This is a genomic window from Nonomuraea gerenzanensis, assembly GCF_020215645.1.
Classification (GTDB): Bacteria; Actinomycetota; Actinomycetes; order Streptosporangiales; family Streptosporangiaceae; genus Nonomuraea; species Nonomuraea gerenzanensis.
This window is the reverse complement of the sequence record NZ_CP084058.1, coordinates 3,302,769-3,327,341: the sequence shown is the minus strand read 5'-3', so window position 1 is coordinate 3,327,341 and position 24,573 is coordinate 3,302,769. Positions and strand designations below refer to the sequence as shown.

General features: G+C 70.2%; 21 protein-coding genes and 1 pseudogene. 12 read left to right on the top strand and 10 right to left on the bottom strand.

Annotated elements, in window-relative coordinates; genetic code table 11:
* Positions 1-101: 101 nt before the first annotated feature.
* Positions 102-1,127, bottom strand: coding sequence for a LacI family DNA-binding transcriptional regulator (locus LCN96_RS15850; protein ID WP_263657485.1), 1,026 nt, complete (start codon positions 1,125-1,127; stop codon positions 102-104).
* A gap of 276 nt (positions 1,128-1,403) precedes the next feature.
* Between LCN96_RS15850 and LCN96_RS15845 the strand changes: the two genes are divergently transcribed.
* From LCN96_RS15845 to LCN96_RS15825, 5 genes are all read left to right on the top strand, one after another.
* A complete protein-coding gene (locus LCN96_RS15845; protein ID WP_225273392.1) occupies positions 1,404-2,621 on the top strand; it encodes a glycoside hydrolase family 1 protein in 1,218 nt (405 codons plus the stop codon).
* A 105-nt stretch (positions 2,622-2,726) separates the two neighbouring features.
* Complete coding sequence (locus tag LCN96_RS15840) at positions 2,727-4,868, top strand: hypothetical protein (protein WP_225273391.1); 2,142 nt, start codon at positions 2,727-2,729, stop codon at positions 4,866-4,868.
* Between the two features lie 48 nt (positions 4,869-4,916).
* Positions 4,917-6,212, top strand: coding sequence for an ABC transporter substrate-binding protein (locus tag LCN96_RS15835; RefSeq protein ID WP_225273390.1), 1,296 nt, complete (start codon positions 4,917-4,919; stop codon positions 6,210-6,212).
* Entirely contained in the window at positions 6,209-7,138 is a 930-nt protein-coding gene (locus LCN96_RS15830; protein ID WP_225273389.1) for a carbohydrate ABC transporter permease, read from the top strand. The genes LCN96_RS15835 and LCN96_RS15830 overlap by 4 nt, the downstream gene beginning before the upstream one ends.
* Positions 7,135-7,962, top strand: a complete 828-nt coding sequence (locus LCN96_RS15825) for a carbohydrate ABC transporter permease (RefSeq protein WP_225273388.1) — start codon at positions 7,135-7,137, stop codon at positions 7,960-7,962. Before LCN96_RS15830 ends, LCN96_RS15825 begins: the two co-directional genes overlap by 4 nt.
* 13 nt (positions 7,963-7,975) lie before the next feature.
* Here the strand turns inward: LCN96_RS15825 and LCN96_RS15820 are convergent, their stop codons facing one another.
* Positions 7,976-8,641 carry a TetR/AcrR family transcriptional regulator gene (locus tag LCN96_RS15820; RefSeq protein ID WP_225273387.1) on the bottom strand — a complete coding sequence of 222 codons (666 nt, stop codon included), beginning with the start codon at positions 8,639-8,641 and terminating at the stop codon, positions 7,976-7,978.
* 90 nt (positions 8,642-8,731) lie between these two features.
* Here LCN96_RS15820 and LCN96_RS15815 point away from each other — a divergent pair, with 90 nt between their 5' ends.
* Complete coding sequence (locus LCN96_RS15815) at positions 8,732-9,931, top strand: glycoside hydrolase family 1 protein (RefSeq protein WP_225273386.1); 1,200 nt, start codon at positions 8,732-8,734, stop codon at positions 9,929-9,931.
* Positions 9,931-11,682, top strand: a complete 1,752-nt coding sequence (uidA, locus tag LCN96_RS15810; RefSeq protein WP_225273385.1) for a beta-glucuronidase — start codon at positions 9,931-9,933, stop codon at positions 11,680-11,682. Before LCN96_RS15815 ends, uidA begins: the two co-directional genes overlap by 1 nt.
* 46 nt (positions 11,683-11,728) lie before the next feature.
* Here the strand turns inward: uidA and LCN96_RS15805 are convergent, their stop codons facing one another.
* Genes LCN96_RS15805 through LCN96_RS15795 form a run of 3 tightly spaced genes read right to left on the bottom strand, consistent with a single transcriptional unit; the run spans position 11,729 to position 13,861 of the window.
* Complete coding sequence (locus LCN96_RS15805) at positions 11,729-12,544, bottom strand: SDR family NAD(P)-dependent oxidoreductase (protein WP_225273384.1); 816 nt, start codon at positions 12,542-12,544, stop codon at positions 11,729-11,731.
* A 24-nt stretch (positions 12,545-12,568) separates the two neighbouring features.
* Positions 12,569-13,168: a TetR/AcrR family transcriptional regulator gene (locus LCN96_RS15800; RefSeq protein WP_225273383.1), complete on the bottom strand. Its 600-nt coding sequence runs from the start codon at positions 13,166-13,168 to the stop codon at positions 12,569-12,571.
* Positions 13,169-13,222: 54 nt separating this feature from the next.
* Entirely contained in the window at positions 13,223-13,861 is a 639-nt protein-coding gene (locus tag LCN96_RS15795; RefSeq protein ID WP_225273382.1) for a TetR/AcrR family transcriptional regulator, read from the bottom strand.
* A 201-nt stretch (positions 13,862-14,062) separates the two neighbouring features.
* Here LCN96_RS15795 and LCN96_RS15790 point away from each other — a divergent pair, with 201 nt between their 5' ends.
* From LCN96_RS15790 to LCN96_RS57645, 3 genes and pseudogenes are all read left to right on the top strand, one after another.
* Positions 14,063-15,400 (top strand): MFS transporter, encoded by a 1,338-nt coding sequence (locus LCN96_RS15790; protein ID WP_225273381.1) that lies wholly within the window; start codon positions 14,063-14,065, stop codon positions 15,398-15,400.
* A gap of 19 nt (positions 15,401-15,419) precedes the next feature.
* Positions 15,420-18,089, top strand: a complete 2,670-nt coding sequence (locus LCN96_RS15785; RefSeq protein ID WP_225273380.1) for a family 78 glycoside hydrolase catalytic domain — start codon at positions 15,420-15,422, stop codon at positions 18,087-18,089.
* A gap of 95 nt (positions 18,090-18,184) precedes the next feature.
* Positions 18,185-18,487 (top strand): annotated as a pseudogene (locus tag LCN96_RS57645) (IS30 family transposase); the annotation flags it as partial.
* A gap of 50 nt (positions 18,488-18,537) precedes the next feature.
* Here the strand turns inward: LCN96_RS57645 and LCN96_RS15780 are convergent.
* Together LCN96_RS15780 and LCN96_RS15775 are read right to left on the bottom strand one after the other, a co-directional pair.
* The gene (locus LCN96_RS15780; protein WP_225273379.1) at positions 18,538-19,185 is read right to left on the bottom strand and encodes a serine hydrolase domain-containing protein; all 648 of its coding nucleotides are present in this window, start codon (positions 19,183-19,185) and stop codon (positions 18,538-18,540) included.
* Positions 19,186-19,411: 226 nt separating this feature from the next.
* Positions 19,412-19,939 carry a carboxymuconolactone decarboxylase family protein gene (locus tag LCN96_RS15775; RefSeq protein WP_225273378.1) on the bottom strand — a complete coding sequence of 176 codons (528 nt, stop codon included), beginning with the start codon at positions 19,937-19,939 and terminating at the stop codon, positions 19,412-19,414.
* A gap of 60 nt (positions 19,940-19,999) precedes the next feature.
* Between LCN96_RS15775 and LCN96_RS15770 the strand changes: the two genes are divergently transcribed.
* Complete coding sequence (locus LCN96_RS15770; protein ID WP_225273377.1) at positions 20,000-20,671, top strand: GNAT family N-acetyltransferase; 672 nt, start codon at positions 20,000-20,002, stop codon at positions 20,669-20,671.
* Positions 20,672-20,815: 144 nt separating this feature from the next.
* Here LCN96_RS15770 and LCN96_RS15765 read toward each other — a convergent pair whose 3' ends face one another.
* The 3 genes from LCN96_RS15765 to LCN96_RS15755 all read right to left on the bottom strand — a co-directional run bounded on the left by LCN96_RS15765 (position 20,816) and on the right by LCN96_RS15755 (position 23,380).
* Positions 20,816-22,189 (bottom strand): MFS transporter, encoded by a 1,374-nt coding sequence (locus LCN96_RS15765; RefSeq protein ID WP_225273376.1) that lies wholly within the window; start codon positions 22,187-22,189, stop codon positions 20,816-20,818.
* Positions 22,190-22,314: 125 nt separating this feature from the next.
* A complete protein-coding gene (locus tag LCN96_RS15760) occupies positions 22,315-22,923 on the bottom strand; it encodes a TetR/AcrR family transcriptional regulator (RefSeq protein WP_225273375.1) in 609 nt (202 codons plus the stop codon).
* Positions 22,924-23,146: 223 nt separating this feature from the next.
* Positions 23,147-23,380 carry a heavy-metal-associated domain-containing protein gene (locus LCN96_RS15755; protein ID WP_225273374.1) on the bottom strand — a complete coding sequence of 78 codons (234 nt, stop codon included), beginning with the start codon at positions 23,378-23,380 and terminating at the stop codon, positions 23,147-23,149.
* 267 nt (positions 23,381-23,647) lie between these two features.
* Here LCN96_RS15755 and LCN96_RS15750 point away from each other — a divergent pair, with 267 nt between their 5' ends.
* Entirely contained in the window at positions 23,648-24,553 is a 906-nt protein-coding gene (locus LCN96_RS15750) for a helix-turn-helix transcriptional regulator (RefSeq protein WP_225273373.1), read from the top strand.
* The last annotated feature ends 20 nt before the right edge of the window (positions 24,554-24,573 follow it).

The following is a 24,573-nucleotide window of genomic DNA, read 5'->3' as shown; positions in this document are numbered from 1 at the left end:
ATCGGCCAGGGGCGATAGATGGCCTCAACCTCCCACAGCTGAGCCGAAGATGGCCGCCCCGGGGCAGTACCACTGCGCTCGTAGAACGCTCTGACACGCCCTCACCCCGACGGCGGTTGGTTTCCGGTCTCGCTGGGGCACGGGCGAGGAGAGGCGGTGGAGTTCCGCACGACCAGGCTGGGAATGACCGAGAAGTGGGCGGCCGACGTGCGACCTTCGATGCGTTCGAGCAGCAACCGCCCGGCCGTGCGGCCCATGACGACGCCGTCCTGGTTGACGGTGGTCAGCGCGATGTTCGGGTGAGCAGCCAGTTTGGTGTTGTCATAGCCGGCCACGGAGACGTCGCCGGGGACGGACAGGCCGGCATCGTGCAGCGCGGCCAGGACACCGAGAGCGGCTTCGTCGGAGCCGGCGAAGATCGCCGTGGGGCGTGGCGACCGGCTCAGCAGCTCCTGCGCGCCGCGGTAGCCGCCCTCCTCGGTGTAGGAGGTCGTGGCGACAACGATCTCTTCGGCCAGCCCGTGTTCGCGCATCACTCGTTCGTAGGTCTCGGCCCTGATCTGCGGCGTCCGGTCGGCGCCCTGCCCATGCTCGGTTTCGAAGGTGATGTGCCCGATGCGCCGGTGACCGAGCCCGAGCAGGTGCTCCATGACCAGCTCGGAGCCGATCCGATCGTCGTCGACGATCGAGTCGTAGGCGGGCGACCGGTCGTGCCGGCCGAGCACCAGCATGGGGATCTCGCGGGCCACCTGCTCCAGGTGCGTACGGCCGGACAGGGGAGCGATCAGCAGTATGCCGTCCACTTGCCGGTCGATGAGGGCATCGATGGCGCGTTTCTCGGTCTTGTCGCGCGTGCCGCCCTGGATCATGATCGCCTGATATTCGGATTCAGCGAGCTGATCCACCAGCCCGGTCACGATCTCGGCGTAGAACGGAACCCCGATGTGCTGCAGGAGCACGCCGATGGTGTAGGCCCTGCCGCGCAGCGCTCGTGCGGCGGACTGGGGGCGGTAGCCCAGCTCGTCGATGGCCCGCTGAACGCGCTCACGCATGGCGTCGCTGACGCCGTAGTCGTTGCGGATCACCTTGGAGACCGCCGCCTTGGACACCCCGGCGTGTTTCGCCACGTCAGAAATGGTTGCTCGTCGTCGTCGCTCGGGCGCGACCATGGGCTTCCCTTCTCCAACCGAAGTTCTCCCCGATCCTACGGCGCCGAGATCGTCACGTGTGTAGACCGGTCTATGCAGAATAACGGTAGATCCATTCGAGGAGGAACACAGCCAGGGAAAGTGTCGTAGACCGGTACACATTTTCCTTGACCTCTGCGTGGCGTAACAGCTACGTTAACTGCCACTCGGGGGGCCGCCCCCGGCCTCCGCCGATGATTCCCGCGGCGACGAACCATGATCGAGAGACGAATGCACACCTTCCCCGACGGCTTCCTCTGGGGCGCGGCGACCGCACCGCACCAGGTCGAGGGCAACAACGTCAACAGCGACTTCTGGGCACAGGAGGAGCGCATGCCGGGAGCGGAGCGCAGCGGCGACGCGCTCGACAGCTACCACCGCTACGCCGAGGACATCCGGCTCGTCGCGGAGTCGGGCCTGAACACCTACCGCTTCGGCATCGAGTGGGCGCGCGTCGAGCCGGCCCCAGGCAGGGTGTCCCGCGCGGTGCTCGCGCACTACCGGCGCATGATCGAGGCGTGTCTCGCCGCGGGCGTCACCCCGTTCGTCACGATCCACCACTTCACCTCGCCCAGGTGGTTCGCGGAGGAGGGCGGCTGGCGCGGGGAACGGGCCGTGGACCGCTTCCGGGCCTACGCCGAGACGACCACCTCAATCCTCGACGGCGTCGAGTGGATCTGCACGATCAACGAGCCCAACATGCTCGCGATCATGGTGCGCGAGGCAGAGGCGACGCTCAACCCCGGCTCGGGGCTGGAGTGGCTCAGCCCCACGCTGGAGGCGGACACGCCCCGGCCGGTGAAGCCCGCCCCGCCGGTGAAGATCGGACGCCGGCTCGCCGAAGCGCACGATGCGGCCCGGGACGTGCTGCGGGAGCGCACCGGTGCTCAGGTCGGATGGACGGTCGCCAGCCGCGCGTTCGAGACTCGTCCCGGAGCGGAAGAGGTGCGCCGGCGGCTCGAGTACGTCTGGGAGGACCTGTACCTGGAGGCGGCGCGCGGCGACGACTTCATCGGCGTGCAGGCCTACTCGGCGCAGTGGGTGGGGCCGGACGGCATCGAACCGCACCCCGTCCACCCGGACAACACCCTCGTACGAACGGCTTACCGCCCCGACGCCCTCGGCATCGCCGTCCGGCACACCGCCGACGTACTGCCTGACGTGCCGATCGTCGTCACCGAGAACGGCATCGCGACCGGCGATGACTCCCGCCGCATCGCCTATACGACCGGTGCTCTCACCGCACTGTCCGCGGCGATGGGCGACGGCGTGGACGTGCGCGGCTACCTCCACTGGAGCCTGCTCGACAACTACGAATGGGGGCACTGGGATCCGACGTTCGGTCTCGTCGCCGTCGACCGGGAAACGTTCGAGCGCCGGCCCAAGCCCAGCCTCGCGTGGCTGGGCAGTGTCGCCAAGGCCAACGCGCTCTGAGGCAGTGAGACCCGGCAGTCTGCTGTTCGAACAGCACGCGCGTGTCGTCCCACGGTCCCTGCCACCATCGCGGCCGACACTGAAGAAGCAAGAGGAAAGACGAGGATGCCCGAAGCAATCGACCGCCGCCGGCTCGTACGACGGCACAACCCCGTGCTGACGTCCGCTCACCCGGCCGACGTACTGACAGTCGGCAACGGCGACATCGCACTCACGGTCGACGTCTCCGGGCTGCAAACGTTCCCGTCGTTCCACGAGCTGGTCCCCGACCCGCATCGCGTCGTGCGCGACGGGTTGACCGGGCTACCCGAGCAGCGCCCGCGCGTCTTCGACGCCGACGACTTCCAGATCCCGCTGCGCACCCAGTCGACCTGGGGCTGGTACGAGACCCGCGCCGACCGGGAACTGCGGCTGGAGGACGCGACCACGTTGTACGAGACGTCCCGCGGCCCGGTGCCCTACCTCGACCGCATGGGCCTGCAACGGGCCGGTGACCCCATCGCCGAGGAATTCGTGACCGGGGCTTGGTACCACTTCAACCCCCGCCGGGCGCACCTCGGCCGCCTGGCCCTGGTCCGCCCCGACGGAACCGGGCCCGGCCATCCGGCCGCGTTGTCGGACGTCCGTACCGAGCTCGACCTGTGGACGGGAACGATCCATGCCGCGTACGTTCTCGACGGCGAGCCCGTCCGCGTCACCACCGTCGCCGACCCGCACGATCACCGCTTCGCCGTGCGCGTCGAGTCCGGCCTGCTGCTCCGCGGCTGGGGCGTCGCCTGGGTCTTCGACGACCAGCCGGACGACCTGGCCGCCTTCGAACTCCCGCTCGCCCAGAAGACGACCTGGGACCGGCGCGCGGAGCACCACTGGAACGCACGGCGCACGGTGGAGACGCTCACCTACGGTGTCAGCGTCTCCACCACCGGCAGCCTGCGGCAGGCGGCCGATTCCGTCGTCGCGCACGCGAACACCGCCGTTCTCGAGGTCGTGGTGACGCTGGCGCCGGACCGGCAGCAGGATGAGCGCGGCTTCTCCGCCGTCCGCGACTCCGCGAGGGCATGGTGGGCGGAGCACTGGAGCACCGGCGCCGCGATCAGCCTCGCCGGCAGCACCGACGCGCGCGCCGGGGAGCTGGAACGGCGCATCGTCCTGTCGCAGTACCTCACGGCCGTGAACAGCGCCGGAGCCACACCTCCCGCCGAGTCCGGACTGACGTACAACACCTGGACGGGCAAGTTCCACCTCGAGATGCACTGGTGGCACGCGGCGCACTTCTCGCTGTGGGGCCGAGGACATCTGCTGGAGCGCAGCCTGCGCTGGTACCACGGCGCCCTTGATGCCGGGAAGGTGACCGCCCGCCGGCAGGGATGCCGCGGTGCCCGCTGGCCGAAGCAGACCGATCCGTCCGCGCGCGAGTCGCCCAGCAACATCGGCGTCTTCCTACTGTGGCAGCAACCGCACGTCATCTACCTGCTGGAGCTGCTGCGTGGCGAGGGCCGGGGAGAGGCGTTCCTGCGCGAGCACTACCCGCTCGTCGAGGCGACCGCCGACTTCATGGCCGACTTCGCCGAGGAACGCGACGGTTCGTACGAGCTGCCGCCGCCGCTCATTCCCGCGCAGGAGAGCTACCTCCTCGACCGGGCGACGAACGCCGACCCGACCTTCGAGCTGGCGTACTGGTCATGGGCGCTCCGCGTGGCCAACGACTGGAGGGTCGAGCTCGGTCTCGAAGCGAACCAGGAATGGGACCGGGTGGCGCGGAACATGCGCCGGCCCACCGTGCTTCCCGACGGAACCTACGCCGCGATCGCGACTCCCCCGCTGCTCATCCGGAAGGACCACCCGTCCATGCTCATGGCGCTGGGCTGGCTCCCGGAAACCCACCTCGTGGACCCCGCCACGATGTCGGCCACGCTCGACTCCGTCTGGGAGCACTGGGACCTCCAGTCCACCTGGGGCTGGGACTACCCCGTCATGGCCATGACCGCGGCCCGCCTCGGCGACACCAGCCGCGCCATCGACGCCCTCCTGCTCCCCTCCCCCAAGAACGTCTTCCTCCCCAATGGACACAATCCACAAATACCGGGCTTCCTCACGGTTTATCTCCCGGCCAACGGAGGACTGCTGGCCGCGATGGCACACCTCGCCACGGCGGTGAACCAGGGGGCAGAGCTCCCCGACGGCTGGCTGATCACCGCGGAGGGGCTACCCGCGCTCCCCCACCCCAGCGTCATGCCCCACCCCTGAACCGAACGTTTCCAGCTCTCCCGTCCACGGCTTCCGAAGGCGAGAACCATGGGTACAAACACCACAGCACGCGGCGCCCGTCGCCGTTCCACCATCGTGGCCGCATCACTGGCGGTCGTCGGGGCACTCGCCCTCGCGGGCTGCTCGCCGTCCGACGAACCCGCCACCACCGGGGCCGTCGAGCTGACCTTCATGAACCAGTCGCGCGGGCAGGAGGCCGCGCTCACCAAACTCGCGCAGCAGTACACCCAGAAGACCGGCGTCAAAATCACCATCGACTCACCCGGACCGGCCGACTACCTGCCCAAGCTGCAGGCGAAGGCGCAGTCCCGGTCCATGCCCGACGTCTATTCGTCGTTCGACGCGACCCAGATGGCGCCGTTCTACAAGGCCGGCTGGGCGATGGACCTCACCGCCGAGCTGAACGCCGGGTGGAGCAAGAGCTTCAGCCCCGCCGTGCTCAAGATGTCGGCGTTCCAGGAGGGCAACAACCTCGGGGTCAAGCCCGGCACCTACGCGGTTCACTGGGAGACCCAGACGTACGGCTTCCTCATCAACCCCGCGCTGACCGGCGTCTCGGCAGACAAGCCGCCCGCGACGACGACCGAGTTCATCGACGCGCTCGCCGCGAAGAAGGCGAAGTTCGCCATCGCGGCTTCGCAGACGCCCAACGTCATCCAGGGTCTCGCCTCGAACTGGCTGACCGACGACGAGATCGCGGCGACCCTCAACGGAAAGGCGAGCTGGAAGCAGGACGGCTGGCGCAACGCCTTCCAATTCCTGCTCGACCTGAAGAAGGCCGGTGTCCTTGCTAACGACTCCATCCCCGGCGGCCAGGACGACCACCCGAACGTGGAGTCCGCCTTCTTCACCAAGTCGATGGGCGCGATCTTCGACGCCGCCCCCGGCGTCTCGGTGGGCCTGCGGACGAACCCGGAATTCGAGGACTACTTCTCCACCGGCCTGCCCAAGGCTCCTGGCGGCATCCACAACCCGCGCTCGCCGGGCATCCCTGGCAAGGGCGCGGTGATCAACCCGAGGGGCAAGCACGCCAAGGAGGCCCTCGCGTTCGTCAAGTGGCTGACCGAGCCCGCACAGCAGGCGGTGTTCGCCAAGGACGCCCGCATCCTGCCCAGCAACCCGGAGCTCCTGGCCGGCGCGGACATTCCCGCCCAGCTCGCGGGGTTCGCCTCCGGCGTGAAGGACATGCAGGTCATGTCGACGACCTTCACTCCGGACGTGAACACCGCGATCAGGACGGAGTCCCAGCGTCTGGTGCTGGGTGAGACGACGGTGGACGAGGCGCTGACCACCATCCAGGCGGCGCAGGACCGCACGTCATGACGACGCGGCAGCTTGTGCTTCCCGCGCGGCGTCCCTCCCGGACGCCGCGCGGGAAGCGCGCACTCCGGCGCAACCTGATCGGCTGGTCGTTCCTGGCACCGGCCATCGCGCTCATCGGCGTCTTCACGATCACGCCGTTCGGGCAGGCGATCCTGCTGAGCTTCCAGTCCTGGGACGGCGTCAGCCCCGACACCCCCTGGGTGGGGTTCGACAACTACGCCTTCGTCGCCTCCGATCCGATCTTCTGGGCGTCGATGCGCAACGTCGTCTTCTTCGGTGTCGTCGGGTTCATCGTCGGCAACGGGGTCGCCCTGGGCATGGCACTGGCCGTCAACAGCGTCACCCGCGGCAAGACGTTCTTCCGCACCGTCTTCTACTTGCCGGGCGTGTTGTCGGTGGTCGTCGTCGGCCTGCTGTTCTCCTTCATCCTGGCGCCCGGGTCGGGCGTGCTGAACCGGCTGCTCGGCCTGGTGGGCCTGGACGGGCAGAACTGGCTCGGCGATCCGGCCGTCGCGCTGCCCGTCGTGGCGGCGGTGTTCGTCTGGTTTCACTGGGGGTTCGGCTTCCTGCTCTTCCTCGCCGGACTGCAGGACGTGCCGAAGGAGCTGTACGAGGCCGCCGAGCTCGACGGCGCGAACCGCTGGGAGCGGTTCAGGTACATCACGTGGCCGCAGCTCGCCCCGGTCACCTCGATCGTCAGCCTGCTCACACTGCTGGCCGCACTCCAGATCTTCGGGACCGTGCAGGTGCTGACCAACGGCGGGCCGGGCAACCACACGATGGTGCCGACCCTCGCGATCTACAACGAGGCGTTCGTCAACTGGCGCTACGGCAGCGCCGCGGCGATGTCGGTCATTTTTGGCGGCGCGCTCGTGCTGTTGTCGGTGCTCCAGCTCGCGATCACGAGGCGGAGGTCCCGCGTATGAGCGGCAAGACATCGATCCACAAGCTGGGCCTGTACGGGCTGCTCGGCGTCGCCGCGCTGATCGCGCTGTTCCCCCTGCTGTGGATGTTGTCCGGCTCTCTGCAGAGCCTCACGGAGCTGCTCGCCAATGACAGCTTTCTGCCCGCCGACCCGCAGTGGCACAACTACGTGACCGCGTGGGTGCAGGGTGACCTCGGCGTCTACCTGCGCAACAGCGTGCTCTACACCGGCTCCGCGGTCGTCGGCATCCTGCTGGTGTCCAGCCTCGCCGGGTACGCGCTCGCACGGCTCGACTTCGCCGGCAAGGGCGTGTTCACGTTCATCATCCTCGCCGTGATGATCATCCCGGCGCCCGCCATGTTCCTCGCGCAGTACAAACTGCTCATCTCGCTGAACCTGACGAACAACCCCGTGGGTTATGTCCTGATTCTCATCACCTCGGGCATTCCGATGTCGACGCTCATCATGCGCAGCTTCTTCGTCGGCCAACCAGCTGCGCTGGAGGAGGCGGCCACGCTGGACGGCGCCGGCCCGCTGCGCGTCTTCTGGAGCGTGATCCTCCCGCTGGCCCGCCCCGGCCTCGCCGCCGTGGCGGTCATCCAGGGGCTGGGTGCCTGGAATGAATACCTCATGGCGCTCGTCCTGTTCGACGACAACTCCCTCATGCCGGTCCAGCGCGGTCTGACCGCCTTCTCCTCCGCCGAGACGCCGCAGCAGCAGATCCTCCTAGCCGCCACGACCATCTCGATCGTGCCTGTGGTGATCTTCTATCTGATGGCGCAGCGGCACATCGTGAAGGGCATCGGAGCAGGCGCGATCAAGTAGGCGAGCCCCCTCCTCACCCGCGTCCGTCCGAGGGGTATCCCTCGCCACCAAGGTCGGCCTCTCCAGGCAACCCCGGGATGACCGCGCGGAAGAACCGGCGGATCGCGGGCTCGACCCTCACCGTGTCGCGGTCGAACAGCCACTGCGCCTGCAGCCCGTTGATGAGCGAGACCGTCATGGTGGCCAGGGTCTCCGGGTCGATCGACGGGGGCAGCCCGCGCTCGGCGAGCGCGGTGAAGGTCTCGGCGTAGAAGCGGCGCAGGTTGCGGTAGCGCTCGGCGTAGTAGGCGTGCGCGGGGTGGTCGGGCGAGGTCGCCTCGCCCGACACGACGCAGTGCAGCTCCATGAGGCCCGGCTGGAGCTCGTTGTCCACGATGACGGCGATCATGCCTTCGAGGATCTCGACGGGGTCGGCCGCCGGGTCCAGAACCTTGGCCGACTGCAGGAACTCGGTGCCGCGTTCGTCGCGCAGCGCCAGCACACCGAGCAGCAGGTCCTCCTTGCGCGGGAAATGATGCAGCAGGCCGGTGTGGCTGATGCCGGCGCGCTTGGCGAGGTCCTTCATGGTCGCGCCGTAGAAGCCGGTCTCGCCGAAGGCCTCCACGCAGGCTTCGAGGACGCGGCGCCGTACCGCTGCGGTCTTCGCGTACGGGCCGCGGTTGCCGGGTGGTGCCGTCATGGACGTCCCTTCAAATTAGTAACGCGATTCGGTTTTCATGCTAGCGTGCCACCAGCGTCACCCCCATGCTCTCGAGCAAGGAACTCAACCATGCCCAAAACCCCCTCCGGTTTCCTCTGGGGCGCGGCGACCGCCCCGCACCAGATCGAAGGCAACAACGTCAACAGCGACTGGTGGCAGCTCGAACAGGCGATGCCCGGCATGCAGCGCAGCGGCGACGCCATCGACAGCTACCACCGCTACGCCGAGGACATGCGCCTGCTGGCCGAGGCCGGGCTCAACGCCTACCGCTTCGGCATCGAATGGGCCCGCGTCGAGCCGGTCCCCGGCGAGTTCTCCCGCGCCGAGCTCGCCCACTACCGCCGCATGATCGACACCGCGCTCGACCTGGGCCTGACCCCCGTCGTCACCCTGCACCACTTCACCAACCCGCGCTGGTTCGCCGAGTCCGGCGGCTGGCTGGGCGAGGAGGCGATCGAGCGCTTCCGGCGTTACGTGAGCGAGGCCGCGAGCATTCTGGACGGCGTCGCGTGGGTGTGCACGATCAACGAGCCCAACATGCTCGCCCTCATGATCGGCATGGCCCGCGACGCGCAGGCCCAGCGGTCCACCGAGGACTGGATGAGCCCCACCGTCGAGGGCGCCGCCCGGCCGGTGCTGCCCGACCCCGACCCGAAGATCGGCGTCCGGCTGGCCGAGGCGCACCACGCCGCCCGCGAGGTGCTGAAGGAGCGTACGGGGGCGGCCGTCGGCTGGACGGTGGCCTGCCAGGCGCTCACCGCGACCCCCGGCAACGAGGCCAGGCTGCGCGAGGTGCGCCAGGTCCGCGAGGACCTCTACCTGGAGGCGGCCCGCGGGGACGACTTCATCGGCGTGCAGTCCTACTCCAGCCAGGCCGTGGACGAGAACGGCGTCGTCCCGCACCCGCAAAGCCCGGACAACACCCAGGTCGGCAACGCCTACCGGCCCGACGCACTGGGCATCGCCGTCCGGCACGCCTGGGAGGTGACCGGCCGCACCCCGATCCTCGTCACCGAGAACGGTATCGCCACCGCCGACGACACCCGGCGCATCGCCTACACCTCCGAGGCGCTCGGCCACCTGTTCGCCGCCATGGACGACGGCGTTGACGTGCGCGGCTACCTGCACTGGAGCGCGCTGGACAACTTCGAGTGGGGCCACTGGGAGCCGACCTTCGGCCTCATCGCCGTGGACCGGGAGACGTTCGAGCGCCACCCGAAACCCAGCCTGGCCTGGCTCGGCGAGGTCGCCCGGCGCGGGGAGGTCTGATGCTCAAGCCCCGCTCCACCTCCACCCGCGAGCTGGTCAACCTCGACGGTCTGTGGCGCTTCGCCCTGGACGGCGGCCCCGGCCCGCTGGACACCACCCTGGAGGCGGCGGTCCCGGCCAGCTACAACGACCTGTTCACCGACCCCGCCATCCGCGACCACGTCGGCTGGGTGTGGTACCAGCGCCAGGTCCGCGTGCCGCGCGGCTGGGCGGGCGAGCGGATCATGCTGCGGCTCGACGCCGCCACCCACCACGGCCGCGTCTACGTCGGTGACGTGCTGGTGGCCGAGCACAGCGGCGGCTACACGCCGTTCGAGGCCGACATCACCGAGCATGTACGCGCCGGGCAGGAGTTCCGCCTCACCGCCGCGGTCGGCAACGAGCTGACCGAGACCACGATCCCGCCGGGGACGATCACCGTCACCGCCGGCGGGCGCAGGAGACAGACCTACCTGCACGACTTCTACAACTACGCCGGGCTGGCCCGCTCGGTCTGGCTCTACAGCCGCCCGCCCGTGCACGTCCAGGACATCACCATCGTCACCGACCTCGACGGAACGGTACGGTACACGGTGGAGACCAGCGAACCCGCGCCGGTCCGGGTGCGCGTGCTCGACGCCGCCGGCACACAGGTCGCGGCGGGCGAAGGCGCCACCGGCACCCTGCGCATCGAGGACGTCGTCCTGTGGCGGCCCGGCGCGCCCTACCTGTACGAGCTGGTCGCCGAGCTCGACGGCGACTCCTACCCGCAGCCGTTCGGCGTGCGGACCGTCGAGGTACGGGGCACCGAGTTCCTCATCAACGGCGAGCCGTTCTACTTCACCGGCTTCGGCAGGCACGAGGACACGCCCGTACGCGGCAAGGGCCACGACGACGCCTACCTCGTGCACGACTTCCAGCTCATGGACTGGATCGGCGCCAACTCCTTCCGCACCTCCCACTACCCGTACGCCGAGGAGGTCATGGAGTTCGCCGACCGGCACGGCATCGTCGTCATCGACGAGACCGCCGCCGTCGGCCTCAACCTGGCCGTCGCCTCCGGCCTGACCGGCGCCCCGCCCCGGCCCACGTTCTCGCCGGAGACGTTCGGCGAGGCCACCCGGGAGGCGCACGCCCAAGCCATCCGGGAACTGGTCGCCCGCGACAAGAACCATCCGAGCGTGGTCATGTGGTGCATCGCCAACGAGCCCGCTTCCAACGAGGAGGGCGCGCGCGAGTACTTCGAGCCGCTGGTCGCGCTGACCCGCAAGCTCGACCCGACCCGCCCGGTGACCTCCTCCGCGGTCATGTTCGCCACGCACGACAACGACCGCATCGCCGACCTGTTCGACGTCGTGTGCGTCAACCGCTACTACGGCTGGTACATCGCCACCGGCGACCTGGCCACCGCCGAGGTCTACCTGGAGCGCGACCTGCGCGGCTGGGCGGAGAGGTTCGGCAAGCCGGTCATGATGAGCGAGTACGGCGCCGACACCCAGCCCGGTCTGCACTCGGTCTGGGACACGCCGTGGACCGAGGAGTACCAGCAGGCCTACCTGGAGATGCACCACCGTGTCTTCGACCGGATCGAGGCGTTCGTGGGCGAGCACGTATGGAACTTCGCCGACTTCCAGACCGCCCACGGCATCCACCGCGTGGACGGCAACAAGAAGGGCGTCTTCACCCGCGACCGCCGCCCCAAGGCCGCCGCCCACGCGCTGCGGGCTCGCTGGAAGCCGCTCGCCGGCCGGAAGCCCGCGAACCCGCGGTAGCGGAGCCCGGGGGCGGTGCGGGCCACCCCGGGCGTGGGCGGGCGGGTCAGGCGGTGTCGCCGCCGTCGGCCAGCAGGGTGCTGCCGGTCATGAACGCCGACAGGTCCGAGGCGCAGAACAGCGCGACGCGCGCGATGTCGTCCGGCGTGCCGACCCGGCCGATCGGGCTGTTCAGCATGAGGTCGGTCGGCGGGAGGTCGGCGAGGTTCACGCCGGCGGCCGCGGCCATCGCCATGTTGCCCTCCGTGGGGACGAAGCTCGGCGCGACCCCGAGCACGCGGATGCCCATCGGGGCGAGTTCGAGGGCCAGCTCACGGGTGAGGCCGCGGGCGGCGTGCTTGGAGCCGACGTAGGCGGCCAGGCCGGGGGCGCTGCCGCGGAAGCCGGCGGTGGAGACGATGTTGACGATGACGCCGCCCGCGCCGGCCGCCGACATGCGGCGGGCGGCCTCGCGCGCGCCGACGAACACGCCGCGCGCGTTCACGGCGAACACCTGGTCCCACGTCTCCTCGGTCATCTCCAGCAGGGGAACGGCCGGGAAGATGCCCGCGTTGTTCACCCACACCTCCAGGCCGCCCAGCTCGGCGACCGCGCGGTCGGCGGCGGCGGAGACGGCCGCCGCGTCGGTGACGTCCATGGCGGCGCCGATCGCGCGCACCCCGTGCCGCCCGGCCAGCTCCTTGGCCGCCGCGACCGCCAGCCCCTCGTCGAGGTCGCCGATCAGCAGGTCGGCCCCCGCCTCGGCCAGGCGTGCGGCGATGGCCTTGCCCAGGCCGCGGCCGCCGCCCGTGACGACCGCGCGCCGCCCCTTCAGCGAAACCAGCTCGGCAAGGGACTTGCCCGACACATCAGCAGTGGACATGAAATATCTCCTTGAAATAAGAAATCAGATCCGGCTCGCGCTGACGCGGTACTGGGCGTTCAGCAGCGGCCAGGTCAGTTCGGCCATCTCGGCCGCCGGGCGGGAGCAGCCGCGCTCCAGCCAGTCCATGGCCACCCCGAGCAGCGCGCCGGCGGTGAACGCCGCCGTCACGTCGTGCGGGACGCGCTCCGGCCACTCGCCGGCGTCGGCCTGCCGCAGCCGGTCATGAATGACCACGGCGACGCGGCGGCGGATGTGCCCGGCGACGCGCGCGCTGCCCTGCGAGCCGAGCAGCGCGCGGTACAGGCCGGCGTGCCCGGCCAGGCTGCCGAAGAACGCCGTCAGCGACGCGATCGCCTCCCGGACCAGGTCCGCCGAGTCGAGGGCGGGGCCGGGCAGGGACTCGATCAGGTCGTCGATCATGGCGGTGCAGGCGTCCTCGGCCAGCTCGTGGACGTCGCGGTAGTGATCGTAGAAGGCCGAGCGGCTCACCCCCGCGCCCTCGGCCACGTCCGAGACACTGATGCGGGACAGGTCCCGTTCCTCGGCCAGCTCGATCAGGGCTCCGGCCAGGGCGGACCGGGTGCGGCGCACGCGCCGGTCGGTGTTCTCGCTGGTGGCCACGACGCATCCTGCCCTTCGAAAAACTACACCTGCAAGTTTTCTTGCAGGTGTAGCTTAACGTGCCTCCGCGGCGTCCAGACCGCCCTCCTCCGGGCTGACTACCAGCTTCATGAAGACCTCCAGGAGCCGCAGGGGGTCGCGGGACGGGTCCAGCAGGGCCTGGATGCGCAGGCCGTCGACCATGGCCAGCACCAGCGTGACCTTCTCGTCGGCCGACAGGTAGGCGCTGTCGCGCGAGGTGGGCAGCGGGCTGCTGTTGAAGCGGGTGCGCATGCGCTCGCGCCGGGTGACGAAGAACTCGTGCGCGGGATGCGCCGGGTCGGTCGCCGCGATCGACAGCGCCAGCCAGTTGCGCTGGTAGCCGGGGTTGCCGAACTCCTCGCGCAGCACCGCGCCCAGCACGCTGCCTCCCTTCAGCCCGGACCGGATGATCTCCTCGGCCAGCCTCTCCTCGTCCGCCTCCCGCTGGGCCAGGGCGGCCAGGAGCAGCTCGTCCTTGCCGGAGAAGTGCCGCAGCAGCGCGGCGTGCGTCACGCCCGCCCGGGCGGCGATGTCCCGCAGGGACGCCCGCTCGTAGCCGTGCTGGGCGAAGCCCTCCAGTGCGGCCCGGACGATCTGCGCGCGCCGGGCCGGAGTGGCGGCGTTCTGGCCCCGCCGGCGCCTTGCGGGTTCCTTGCCCTGTTCAGCGGCCACGCACGTCCTCCGTCTGCTGTCGCGCCCTCGGCGGCGATTGATCCGGATTCTAGTATTGCTAAAAAGTTTCCACTGTGGTTACTTTTGCCTTGTGCGGGGGAGTCGCGCATCGACGCGACCGCTAGAGATCTTCTGAAACGCGCGCTGCATTTCGTGGGGCCTGCGCGCCGAGAGCACCACCCCAACCCCTGAGGAGCCCCAGTGGCCGAAGAACGACCGGACAGTGATGCCCTCGCCGTGGACGCCGCGGCCTCCCGGCCCGTGACCGCGCCCGGCGCCGACCAGGCGGACCTCGCGGCGCCGCCGCTGCAGCGCATCGGCGCGGGCTACCTCGCGCTGCTGATGACCGCCGGTTTCGGGGCGTCGATCGCGCTCATGGTGCCGCTGACGTACGCGCTCGCGGTGCGCATCTCAGAGATCGCGCCGGGGCAGGAGGAGGTGCTGGGCTACGTCACCGGCGCCGCGCAGCTCGTCTACCTCGTGCTCAGCCCGCTGATCGGCATGTGGAGCGACCGCACCAGGTCGCGGTACGGGCGGCGGGCGCCCTTCATGGTGGCCGGGTCGGTGCTCGGCCTGGCCGCGCTGGCGGTCGTGGCCGTCGCGCCGACCGTGCCGCTGATCGGGCTGGGCTGGGTGTTCGGGATGATCGGCTGGTCGGTGGCGGGTGGAGCGATCCAGACGCTGCAGGCCGACCACGTCCCCGAGGAGCAGCGCGGCCGGGTGTCGGCGCTGACCGGCCTGACGACGCAGATCGCCCCGGTGATCGGCATCGGCGTCGCCTACGCGGTCTCGTCGAGCACGTTCCTGGTGTTCATGGTGCCGGGGCTGATCGGCTTCGTGATGATCGTCCTGCTGCCGCTCCTGAAGTCGGAGGGCAGCTCGTACGAGCTCGTCCGCTCCACCGGCGTCAGTGCGAGGGAGCTGTTCGCCAGCTTCGTCTTCAATCCCAGGAAATATCCGGACTTCGGGTGGAACTGGCTCGGTCGCTTCATCTTCTTCATGGGCCTGTACTTCAACACCACGTTCGGCACCTTCTTCTACGCCCAGCGCCTCGACCTGCCCGTCAAGGAGGTCGCCGGGGTGGTGGCGTCCATCGGGATCCTGGGCGTCGTGGCGGCGTCCGTGGGCGCGCTGGCCGGCGGCTTCCTGTCCGACAAGCTCCGGCGGCGCAAGCTGTTCACGTTCATCGGCTCGCTGCTGTTCGTCGCCGGGGCGTGCGTCGACGCGTTCGCGTACTCGTTGCCGCCGCTGATCGCGGGCGCGGTGCTGATGCAGCTCGCCATCGCCGTGTTCGCCGCCGTGGACCAGGCGATCGTCTTCGCGGTGCTGCCCGACCGGGCGCAGGCGGGCCGGTACATGGCGGTGGTCGCGTTCGCGCAGAAGATCCCCAGCGCGATCGCCCCGCTCGCCGCCCCGTTCATCATCACCGCCGGCATGACCGGCGCGGAGCGGAACTACACCCTGCTCTACCTCACCGGAGCCGTGCTCGCCCTGGCCGGCGGCCTGCTCATCCTCCTCAAGGTCAAGTCCGTCAGGTAAATCCAGGCAGAAAGAGAACATGATCAGCCAATCGCCTTACGACCTGCGCATCGACAGCGGCGGGGACCAATTCCCGGTCTGCGACCCGGCGCCCCGGCTGTCGTGGAAGCTGCCGCGCGAGTGGAGCGGTCAGGACGGTTACGACCTGCAGATCAGCGTGGACGGCGCCGAGCCGACGCTCGATCACGTCACCTCGGCGCGGCACCTGTTCGTGGCGTGGCCGTTGCCGCCGCTGCGCGGCCGGCAGCACGTCACCTGGCGGGTGCGCACGCACCTGGGCGGCTCGTCGTCGCGATGGTCGCCGTGGCACGCGTTCGAGTCGGGCCTGCTGGACCGCGACTGGTCGGCGCGCTGGATCTCGCCCCCTGAGGACGTCGCCTCGCCCTGCGTGCTCTCCGGCCGCGCGGAGCTGCGGGGCGACATCACCGAGGCCCGGCTGTACGCGACCGCGCTCGGCGTCTACGAGGCCTTCGTCAACGGCACGCGGGCCGGAACGGCCGAGCTGACCCCGGGCTGGACGTCGTACGGCGACACGCTGTACGCCCAGGCCATGGACGTCACGGCACTGCTGCGCGGCGGCGTCAACGACCTGGAGATCGTGCTGTCGGACGGCTGGTACCGGGGCGGCGTCGGCACCTGGCGCAAGCGCGAGTGCTGGGGCACGATCACCGCCGCGCGGCTCCAGCTCCACGTCCGCCACGCCGACGGCACCGAGACGGTGGCGGTCACGGACGGGAGCTGGACCGCGCGCCGCGGCCCCGTCGTGGCGGCCGACCTCATGGACGGCCAGACGACCGACTTCACCGCCCCGCCGGGCGAACCCCGTCCCGTCCTTGTGGACGCGGTCACCGCGCCGCCGATCGGCTGGTCACCCGCGCCGCCCGTGCGCCGCGTCGAGGACCTCGCCCCGCGCTCGGTGACCCCTCTGGACAACGGGGGCTGCGTGGTGGACTTCGGCCAGAACGCCTCCGGCTGGATCAGCCTGGCCGACCTCGGCCCGGCCGGCACCCGCACCGTGATCGACCACGGCGAACACCTCTCCCCCACCGGCGACCTGACCACCTCCCACCTCGACAGCCAGAAGCCGGGCGAGCAGCCGATCCCGTTCGTGCAGCGCGACGAGGTCGTCTCCGCCGGCCGGCCCGGCGAGGTGTTCGAGCCCCGGCACACCGTGCACGGCTTCCGCTACGCCAGGCTGAACCGCACCATCGACCCGGCGAGCATCACCATGCGGGCCGTCCACACCGACCTGCGCCCCACGGCCACCTTCGCCTGCAGCGACGACGACCTCAACCGGCTGCACGAGGCGGCCCGCTGGAGCTTCCGCGGCAACGCCGTCGACATCCCGACCGACTGCCCCACCCGCGAACGCCTCGGCTGGACCGGCGACTACCAGATCTTCGCCGCGACCGCCGCCCGCCTGTTCGACGTGGACGGCTTCAGCCGCAAGTGGCTGCGCTCGGTCCGCGACGACCAACTCCCCGACGGCCGCGTGGTCAACTCCTCCCCCGACGCCAACCGGCTGAAGACCCGCGCCGACCCGATGGCGGAGGCGATCACCGGCTCGGCGGGCTGGGGCGACGCCATCGTCCACGTCCCCTGGGTGCTCTACGAGACCTACGGCGACACCGCCGCCCTCACCGAGAACTGGCCGGCCATGCGCCGCTGGGTCGAGTGGGCGCTCACGACCGCCCGCACCTCAGCTCACCCCTCCCGCACCGGAAGCCTCCCCCACGAGCAGTACCTGTGGGACGGCTCCTTCCACTGGGGCGAATGGGCCGAACCCAAGCAGCGGGCCGCCGACGGCTCCCTCATCGACCCCGTCATGAGCGACCCCATCGCCTGGTACAGCGCCGACAAGGGCGAGGTCGGCACCGCCTACCTCTACCGATCCACCCGCACCCTCGCCGCCGCCGCGCGGGTGCTCGGCCACACCGACGACGCCGCCCGCTACGACGCCACGGCCGAGCAGGTGCGCCACGCCTGGCAGACTGAGTTCCTCGACGCCGACGGCCGCACCAAGGCGGGCAGCCAGGCAAGCTACGTCCGGGCCCTCGCCTTCGGCCTCGTGCCCGAGAACCTGCGTGGCAAAGCCGCGCGCCACCTCGTGGACCTCATCGACGCGGCCGGCGGCCATCTCACCACCGGCTTCCTGTCCACCGCGGACCTGCTCCCCGTCCTCGCCGACACCGGCCACGCCGACGTCGCCTACCGGCTGCTGCGCCGGCGCACCTCCCCCTCCTGGCTGGGCATGCTCGACCGGGGCGCCACCACCATCTGGGAGGACTGGGACGGCGTCGACGAGCACGGCACCGCCACCGCCTCCCTCAACCACTACAGCAAGGGCGCAGTCGTCCGCTTCCTGCACACCCACACCCTCGGCCTGTCCCAGGCGCCCGGCTCCGTCGCCTGGGAGTCCTTCGTCGTCGCGCCCGTGCTCCATGAGTCGATCACGTGGGCGGAAGGCACGTTCGACAGCCCTCAGGGAAGGATCACCGTCAGTTGGCACGTCCAGGACGGCCACCTGACCATCTCGGCCGACGTCCCCGCAGGCTCCCAAGCGCAGATCCGCTTCCCCGGCGGCAACACGTACCGGGTCGAACCCGGCCGCTCTGGTTGTTGGCACGAGTCCTTGGGCCGGTTTGGCGACTTGGGTTCTAGAAGTTCTAGAGGTGATCGCAGCACTTGACCCTGTGGGGTGTTGCTTTGGCCAAGGTGCGCCGGATGGCCGTAAAGCTTGGACCCGCCCCTCTCACGGACAGACTTGATCAATACCGTCACCTCATGGCGCAGGGGATGAGCAACTCGGCTGCGTGCCGGGGAACTCGGCATCAACCGCAAAGACCGGCACCCGCTGAAGGTACGGAAGGAAGATCGTCGGCCGAGCCGGGCGTGAGCGCTTCTGCCCACCGATCACCGAGCAGCCCGAGACGACGCCATCTCGCCACGGTTCCTTCGGAAGAAGAGTGCATCGTCATGGCCGATCCGCCCCGAGCCGGGAACCCTCTGGGTACGATCGCCCGGGAGCTCGATCGCGACTCGGCCACGGCCAGCCGGGTAGTACGTCGCAACCGCGACCCGCGGACCGCCTTCCCCGTCAGAGGTCATGAACTCTGACGCCGGAGGCAACTCACTGATCACTTCGCCACCACGATGAGGCGGGCCCACGACAGAGGGCCGCGGGCCTGCCTGAGCTGCCGCGTGAGGTCAATGAACGTCTCCCCCAGCGTGGTGCCGGCGCCCGCGCGCAGGATGCCGTCCACCAGATGCCCGTAGGTCAGCGCGTGCTCGCCGAGCGACGTTCCCGGCACGTACTCGGGCGCCGCCTGGGCCAGGCTCTCGCGCAGCCCGGCGTCGTCGAGCAGGTCGAGGCCGGCCGCCTCCGCCGGGAACCGCGGCTGGCCCGCCCGGTGGGTGAGAACGTGGCGCAGCGTCGTCCGGTCCTTGCCCCTGACCCCGTACTCGGGCCAGTACCTGGCCACCGGCTCGTCGAGTGCCAGTAGGCCGTCGCGCACCGCCACCAGGGCCGCGAGGGTCACGAAGGACTTCGACAGCGAGTACGGCTGGACCAGCGTGCCGCCGTGCCAGGGACGGCGCCGCGCGGCGTCGGCCCACCCCGCGCTCAGGCGGACGACCTCCTGCCCGTCGCGCCAGACCGACACGCCGGCCCCCGTCTCCCGGCCGTCGTGGACGAGCTTCTGGAAGACCTCGCGTACCTTGCCGTATCCGTCCGCGACGAACCCCTCCACCTGAGCCTCGTCGGGCCTCCCGAATGCGTCACTCATGCTGCACGCCTCCCACACGTCAACTTCTCCGAAAATACCCCTGCCCGGTATCAAGCGCTAGCCAGGAGCCGTGACTTGCCGGACCCGTTGTCAGAGTGAACAACCCCGCCACCAGGGGTGTCACCGGCGTCTCGCCCCCTGACTCAACACCTGGCCTCCACGGCAAGCACCTCTTTCAAGCCCCTGGCGCGTCCACCTCCAGGGCCAACCTGCCGCTCAATGGCGGCTATGCGGTGCGTTCCTCCGGCTGCAAGCCCACCAGAAGATTGAAAGCGCCGGTCAGGAGGTTCAGGGCGACCACGCCGACGATCTCTGCGATGATCCGGTCGCTCCACCCGCGCGCCCGCAGCTCGGCGACGTCGGCGTCCGTGAGGGAGGACGGCTCGGCCAGCACGCGGACGGCCACGGCGATCAGGGCCGCCTCCCTGGCGTCGGCGGCCGTGCCCTGCCGCGCCAGCGCGATGTCGGCCTCGCTGAGCCCGGCCGCGCGCCCGGCCTCGATGTGCGCCTGTATGCAGGTGCCGCATCCGATCCACTCCTGGACGGCGAGCGAGACCTTCTCGCTGAGGGCCCGCGGCAGCTTGACCCGTTTCATGGCGCGGGACAGGTTCAGATAGCCCTCTAGCAGCGCCGGGGAGTGCGCCATGGTGGCGGCCATCTCTCCCACACTGCCTCTTCTGTCCAGGATGTCCTGCAGCAGCTCCTTCGACCTGCCGGGCGCGGTCGCGGGCTCAAGCGGGGCGAAACGTCTCACGTGTCCTCCTCAGTGCCATCGATGTACCATACCCCCCTAGGGTACAAGAAGGGAATGACGATGGAGCGCTTGCTGGTTCGGCAGCTGTCTCATTGGCTGGGCGGCTGGCCCACGACTATCAAGCTGGACGTCATCGGCTCGCCGGCACGGGAGCGGCCCGGCTGGGACGGCAAGCTGCACCCCGCCCTCGGAGTGTCGAGCCCTGAGGGCGGGGTGTTGTCGGTCCCGCCGCACGCCGCCGCGAGCGTGAGCAAGCAGTACGCGAAGGACGGGGATCTCGACCTCGTGGGACCGATGATCCCTAACCTGGTGGGCTTCCCTGAACGCGGCTGGTTCACCGCCGTCTACCGCTGGACCACCCGCCCGGAATCCTTGCCCGACGCCGGCGAATGGGTGCCCGCCGACGCGCCCGGCGTGCCGGACTGGTTGCTGCCGTTCGACGGGGAGGTCCTGGCGGCCACGGACCCCGCGACAGGAGAGCATCTGGCGGGGGTGGGCATCAAGCGGCACGACGCCTACGGGCACGAGCTGGCCGTCGTGACCGCTCCCCCGGCACGCGGCCGCGGTCTGGCGCGCAGGCTCGTCGCACAGGCGGCCAGGCGTGTGCTGGACGAAGGCGCCCTGCCCACCGACATGCACGATCCCGTCAACCTGGCCTCCGCCGCCGTGGCGGAGGCCGCCGGCTTCCGTGACCTGGGATGGCTCGCCTACGGCACGACCGAGGCCCGCTGACACCCGTCGCTACCCGCATCGAGGCGCGGCGGCCATGCTCTCGACGCCTCAGTGCCCATGCGCCTCAGTGTCCATGCGCCTCAGTGCCCATGCGCCTCAGTGCCCATGCGCCTCAGTGCCCATGCGCCTCAGTGCCCATGCGCCTCAGTGCCCATGGCCGTGCCCGACGAAGGCCGCAGCGGGCCGGCCCGGCGGGACCAGGCCGAGTGACACGACCGCCGCGACGCCGGCCACCACCGCGCAGAGTGTCAGCCCGGAGACGAACCCGCCGACGCCGCCCGCGCCGCCGGGCGCCAGGCTCGCCGCGGCCACGGTCGAGACGACCGCCACGCCGATCGAGCCGCCGAGCTCGTGGAAGGTGTTGATGACGCCGGAGGCGACGCCGTTCTCGCCGGGCGGGATGTTGGCCATGGTCGTCGTGGTGGCGGTGACGAACGCCGGCCCGATGCCGAGCGCCGCCAGGACGAATCCGGGCAGCAGCGTCAGGTACGGGTCGGCGTCCGGTGAGATGCGGGTCATCAGCGCCGCGCCCGCCGCCGTCAGCACGAACGAGGCCACCGCCACCGGCCGCCCGCCGAGCCTGCCGATCAGGTGCCCGCCCGCCTGGGCGCCGATCGTGATGGCGATCGCCACGGGCAGGAACAGCAGCCCGGTCCGCAGCGGGCCGAACCCCATCACCCGCTGCAAATAGAGCGAGCTGAGGAAGAACAGGCCCAGCATGAGCCCGGTGGCGACGAGCATGACAAACGTGCCGGAGATGACCGGCCGCCTGGCCAGGGTGGCGGCGCGCATGAGCGGAGCCCGTACCGACCGCTCCACCAGCACGAACAGCGCGTAGAGCAGCCCCGCGCCGGTCAGCGGCAGCACCGTGCCGGCCGCGCCCCAGCCGGCGTCGCCCGCGGTGACGAGCCCGTAGATCAGCAGCGCCGTCGCGGCCGTGACGATCAGCGCCCCGGGCACGTCGACCGGCTCCGCCCGTCCCCGCGTGGCGGGCACGACGGCGGGGATGGCGGCGAGCACGAGCAGTCCGATGGGCACGTTCACGAAGAACGCCCAGGTCCAGCCCGGGCCGGCGGTCAGGATGCCGCCGAGCAGCACCCCCAGGGCCGCTCCCGTGCCGCCGATGGCGGCCCACACACCGAGCGCCCGCCCGCGCCGCGGGCCGTGGAAGGTGGCGGTGATCACGGCCAGGGCGGCGGGGCTGAGCAGCGCGGCCCCCACCCCTTGCAGCGCCCGCCCGGCCAGCAGTGCTGGGCCGGTGGCGGCCAGCCCGCACAGCAGTGAGGCCGCCGTGAACAGCCCCAGCCCGGCGAGCAGCGTCCGGCGCGCGCCGAGCGCGTCGGCCAGCCGCCCGCCGAGCACCATCAGGCCGCCGAAGCACAGCGTGTACGTGGTCACCACCCAGGTCAGCGCCTCGCGGCCGAGCGCCAGGTCCGTGCCGATCGCGGGCAGCGCGACCTGAACCACGGTGATGTCCACGATCAGCATGAACTGGGCCAGGCACAGCAGCACCAGCACGGTCCATCCGCCAGCAGGCGCAGACGCGTGCGGAGACTTGGTTTCTATCATCCAGAACCCCTTAACTCGAACAGTGATGTTCAAGTTAGCACGCATGCGGATACCCCGGTAGGGCATGACGAGTTTCAGGAAGAGGCGGGCACGCCGTCCGTCAGTAGCGACAGCATGCTGGTGATCAGCACGCGCTCCACGTCCTCGGGAGCCAGCCGGCCCGCCTCGCGCTCCTGAGCGGCGCCGTGCACGAGTGAGAAGAACATCGACACCAGCCAGGAAAGCGGCAGGTCGGTGCGGAAGTCACCGTTACGCCGCCCGCGCTCGATGAGCCGTTCCACCCGGCGCAGAGGCCGGTCATGGTGCTGCCTGATCCGCTCGGTCGCCATCGTCCGATCGGCGGCCACGAAAAGCCGGCGGTGCTGGTCGAGGATCTCCCACGACGAACGCAGCAGGGCCGCCATGGCCTCCGGCGCCGGCACGGTCTCCAGCGCCGGGTCCTCCAGCGCCGCGTCCGCAGCGCCGATCACGTGGTTCAGCACCGCCTCCACCAGCGCCTCACGCGACGGGAAGTGCCCGTACAGGGTCACTCGTCCCACCCCGGCGGCCTTGGCGATGGCCGCGACACTGGCGGCCGGGTCGGAGCTCAGCAGGCGCGTAGCCGCTGCGAGGATGGCCGCGATGTTGCGCTCGGCGTCGGCTCGCCGGACGGGCACGGACTGTCGTGAGGCGGCCTTCACCATGCGACCACCCTATGACGCCCACCCGCCGCGGCCGACCAACATGACCGGGCAACACAGCACCACGCCACCAGCACGCCCCGGCCGCACCGATCCTGGTGTGGCACAGCACCATGCACGCGTGTCGTCGCCGTAGCCCTGATCTGCAAGGTTCCCTAGTAGGGTCAGAGTCGGCGACTGAAGTGGGTCCACCAGAACGGTGCCGGTGGACCCGGTGCCCAAACCCTCAGGAGTCCGCGACGGCGCAACCGGCGGCTTCCACGGCCACGCGGACCTGTTCCTCGCCGACAGGGCCGTCAGTCAGGACGCTCACCCGCCCCGCAGCCGGATCGACCTCCACACCGACGACTCCTGGCACCTGGATGAGCTCCGACTTGATGGCGGCCAGGCAGTGATCACAGGTCTCTGGGGACAGGCCGGTGATGCGGTAGGCGACGAGGCTGTAGGCAACAGTGATCATTGGATTCCTCCTTCTGCTTCACGGCGAGTACTGCGCCGCGTCAGCACAGATCGTGCTGCACAGAAGTACCGGCGTGGAGGTATCAGACGCTTCCGAAACGCGACATGGCGGAAACCGGAACCTTTTGCCACAAAGGGCCGGATATGTCACTGTTCAGCGTTGAACCAGCGCCAGGAAGGGAGTTCGGTGGTGGACGGGGGGCCGCTTGCTGCGGATGACAGTGTGGCGCGTTCCTTGTACGCCCGCATGCGGGACCGAGGAGAGTCGTTGCCCGAGGCCGCCGAGCAGCTGCGCCTGGCGGCGGCGGACATCGACCGCGCTCGCTCCCAGCTCGTCCGGCTCCAGCTGCTGAATCCTGAGACGCAGACCGCCGCCGACGTCGCCACCGCGCTCAACCGGAGCCTGCAGAGCAGCCATCGGCTGCTCGACAGCCTGGTCGAGCAGCATGTCAAGACGGCTTCGCTGGCGAAGCATTATCTCGGCATGTCCGGACCGGCGGACAACCACGCGCATGTGGAGTTCTTCCCCTGGCCCGACCGCCGCGAACACCTGTCCGAGCGCATTGACGAGCTGGCCGAACAGGCTGAACACGAAGTGCTCGGCATGCATCCGGTCGCGCCGTGGACCCGCGAGTCGCTGGAGGCGGGCCTGGCCCGTAGCGAGACCACCGCCCGCAACGGCGTACGGTTGCGCGCTCTGCACGCGCAGATCGCCATGTCGAACCCGCTGATCCGTGAGTTCATGGGCGAATGGCGCAGATGCGGCATCGAGGTGCGCGTCACGCCCGTGATCCCCACGCGCATGCTCATCTACGACCGTCACACCGCCGTGGTCCAAGCCGATCCGGAGTCGCTACAGGCCGGCACCGTGCTGATTCGCGGCGGCGGCGTGGTGAGGTCCCTGGCGGCGATCTACGACTACTGCTGGACGACGGCCTCGGAGCCCGAGGACGTTCCACGGTCAGCCGATGGCGTGTCGCTCACCGAGCAGCAGCTCGCGGTTCTCCGCATGCTCGCCGCGGGGGCGAAGGACTCCGCCATCGCGCGCAGCATGGGCGTTTCGACGCGGACCATCACCCGGCTGGTCAGCGAGCTGACGGCGGTACTGGGCGCGAGCAGCCGGTTCCAGGCAGGCGTGCGGGCGGCCCGGCTCGGCTGGCTCGACCCCGGCTGACAGGTTGGCCTGCCGAGCGA

Coding starts and splice junctions, on each gene's coding strand:
- LCN96_RS15845 (WP_225273392.1), top strand. CDS start 1,404: ATGATCGAGAGACGAATGCACACCTTCCCCGACGGCTTCCTCTGGGGC.
- LCN96_RS15840 (WP_225273391.1), top strand. CDS start 2,727: ATGCCCGAAGCAATCGACCGCCGCCGGCTCGTACGACGGCACAACCCC.
- LCN96_RS15835 (WP_225273390.1), top strand. CDS start 4,917: ATGGGTACAAACACCACAGCACGCGGCGCCCGTCGCCGTTCCACCATC.
- LCN96_RS15830 (WP_225273389.1), top strand. CDS start 6,209: ATGACGACGCGGCAGCTTGTGCTTCCCGCGCGGCGTCCCTCCCGGACG.
- LCN96_RS15825 (WP_225273388.1), top strand. CDS start 7,135: ATGAGCGGCAAGACATCGATCCACAAGCTGGGCCTGTACGGGCTGCTC.
- LCN96_RS15820 (WP_225273387.1), bottom strand. CDS start 8,641: ATGACGGCACCACCCGGCAACCGCGGCCCGTACGCGAAGACCGCAGCG.
- LCN96_RS15815 (WP_225273386.1), top strand. CDS start 8,732: ATGCCCAAAACCCCCTCCGGTTTCCTCTGGGGCGCGGCGACCGCCCCG.
- uidA (WP_225273385.1), top strand. CDS start 9,931: ATGCTCAAGCCCCGCTCCACCTCCACCCGCGAGCTGGTCAACCTCGAC.
- LCN96_RS15805 (WP_225273384.1), bottom strand. CDS start 12,544: ATGTCCACTGCTGATGTGTCGGGCAAGTCCCTTGCCGAGCTGGTTTCG.
- LCN96_RS15785 (WP_225273380.1), top strand. CDS start 15,420: ATGATCAGCCAATCGCCTTACGACCTGCGCATCGACAGCGGCGGGGAC.
- LCN96_RS15780 (WP_225273379.1), bottom strand. CDS start 19,185: ATGAGTGACGCATTCGGGAGGCCCGACGAGGCTCAGGTGGAGGGGTTC.
- LCN96_RS15770 (WP_225273377.1), top strand. CDS start 20,000: ATGGAGCGCTTGCTGGTTCGGCAGCTGTCTCATTGGCTGGGCGGCTGG.
- LCN96_RS15760 (WP_225273375.1), bottom strand. CDS start 22,923: ATGGTGAAGGCCGCCTCACGACAGTCCGTGCCCGTCCGGCGAGCCGAC.
- LCN96_RS15755 (WP_225273374.1), bottom strand. CDS start 23,380: ATGATCACTGTTGCCTACAGCCTCGTCGCCTACCGCATCACCGGCCTG.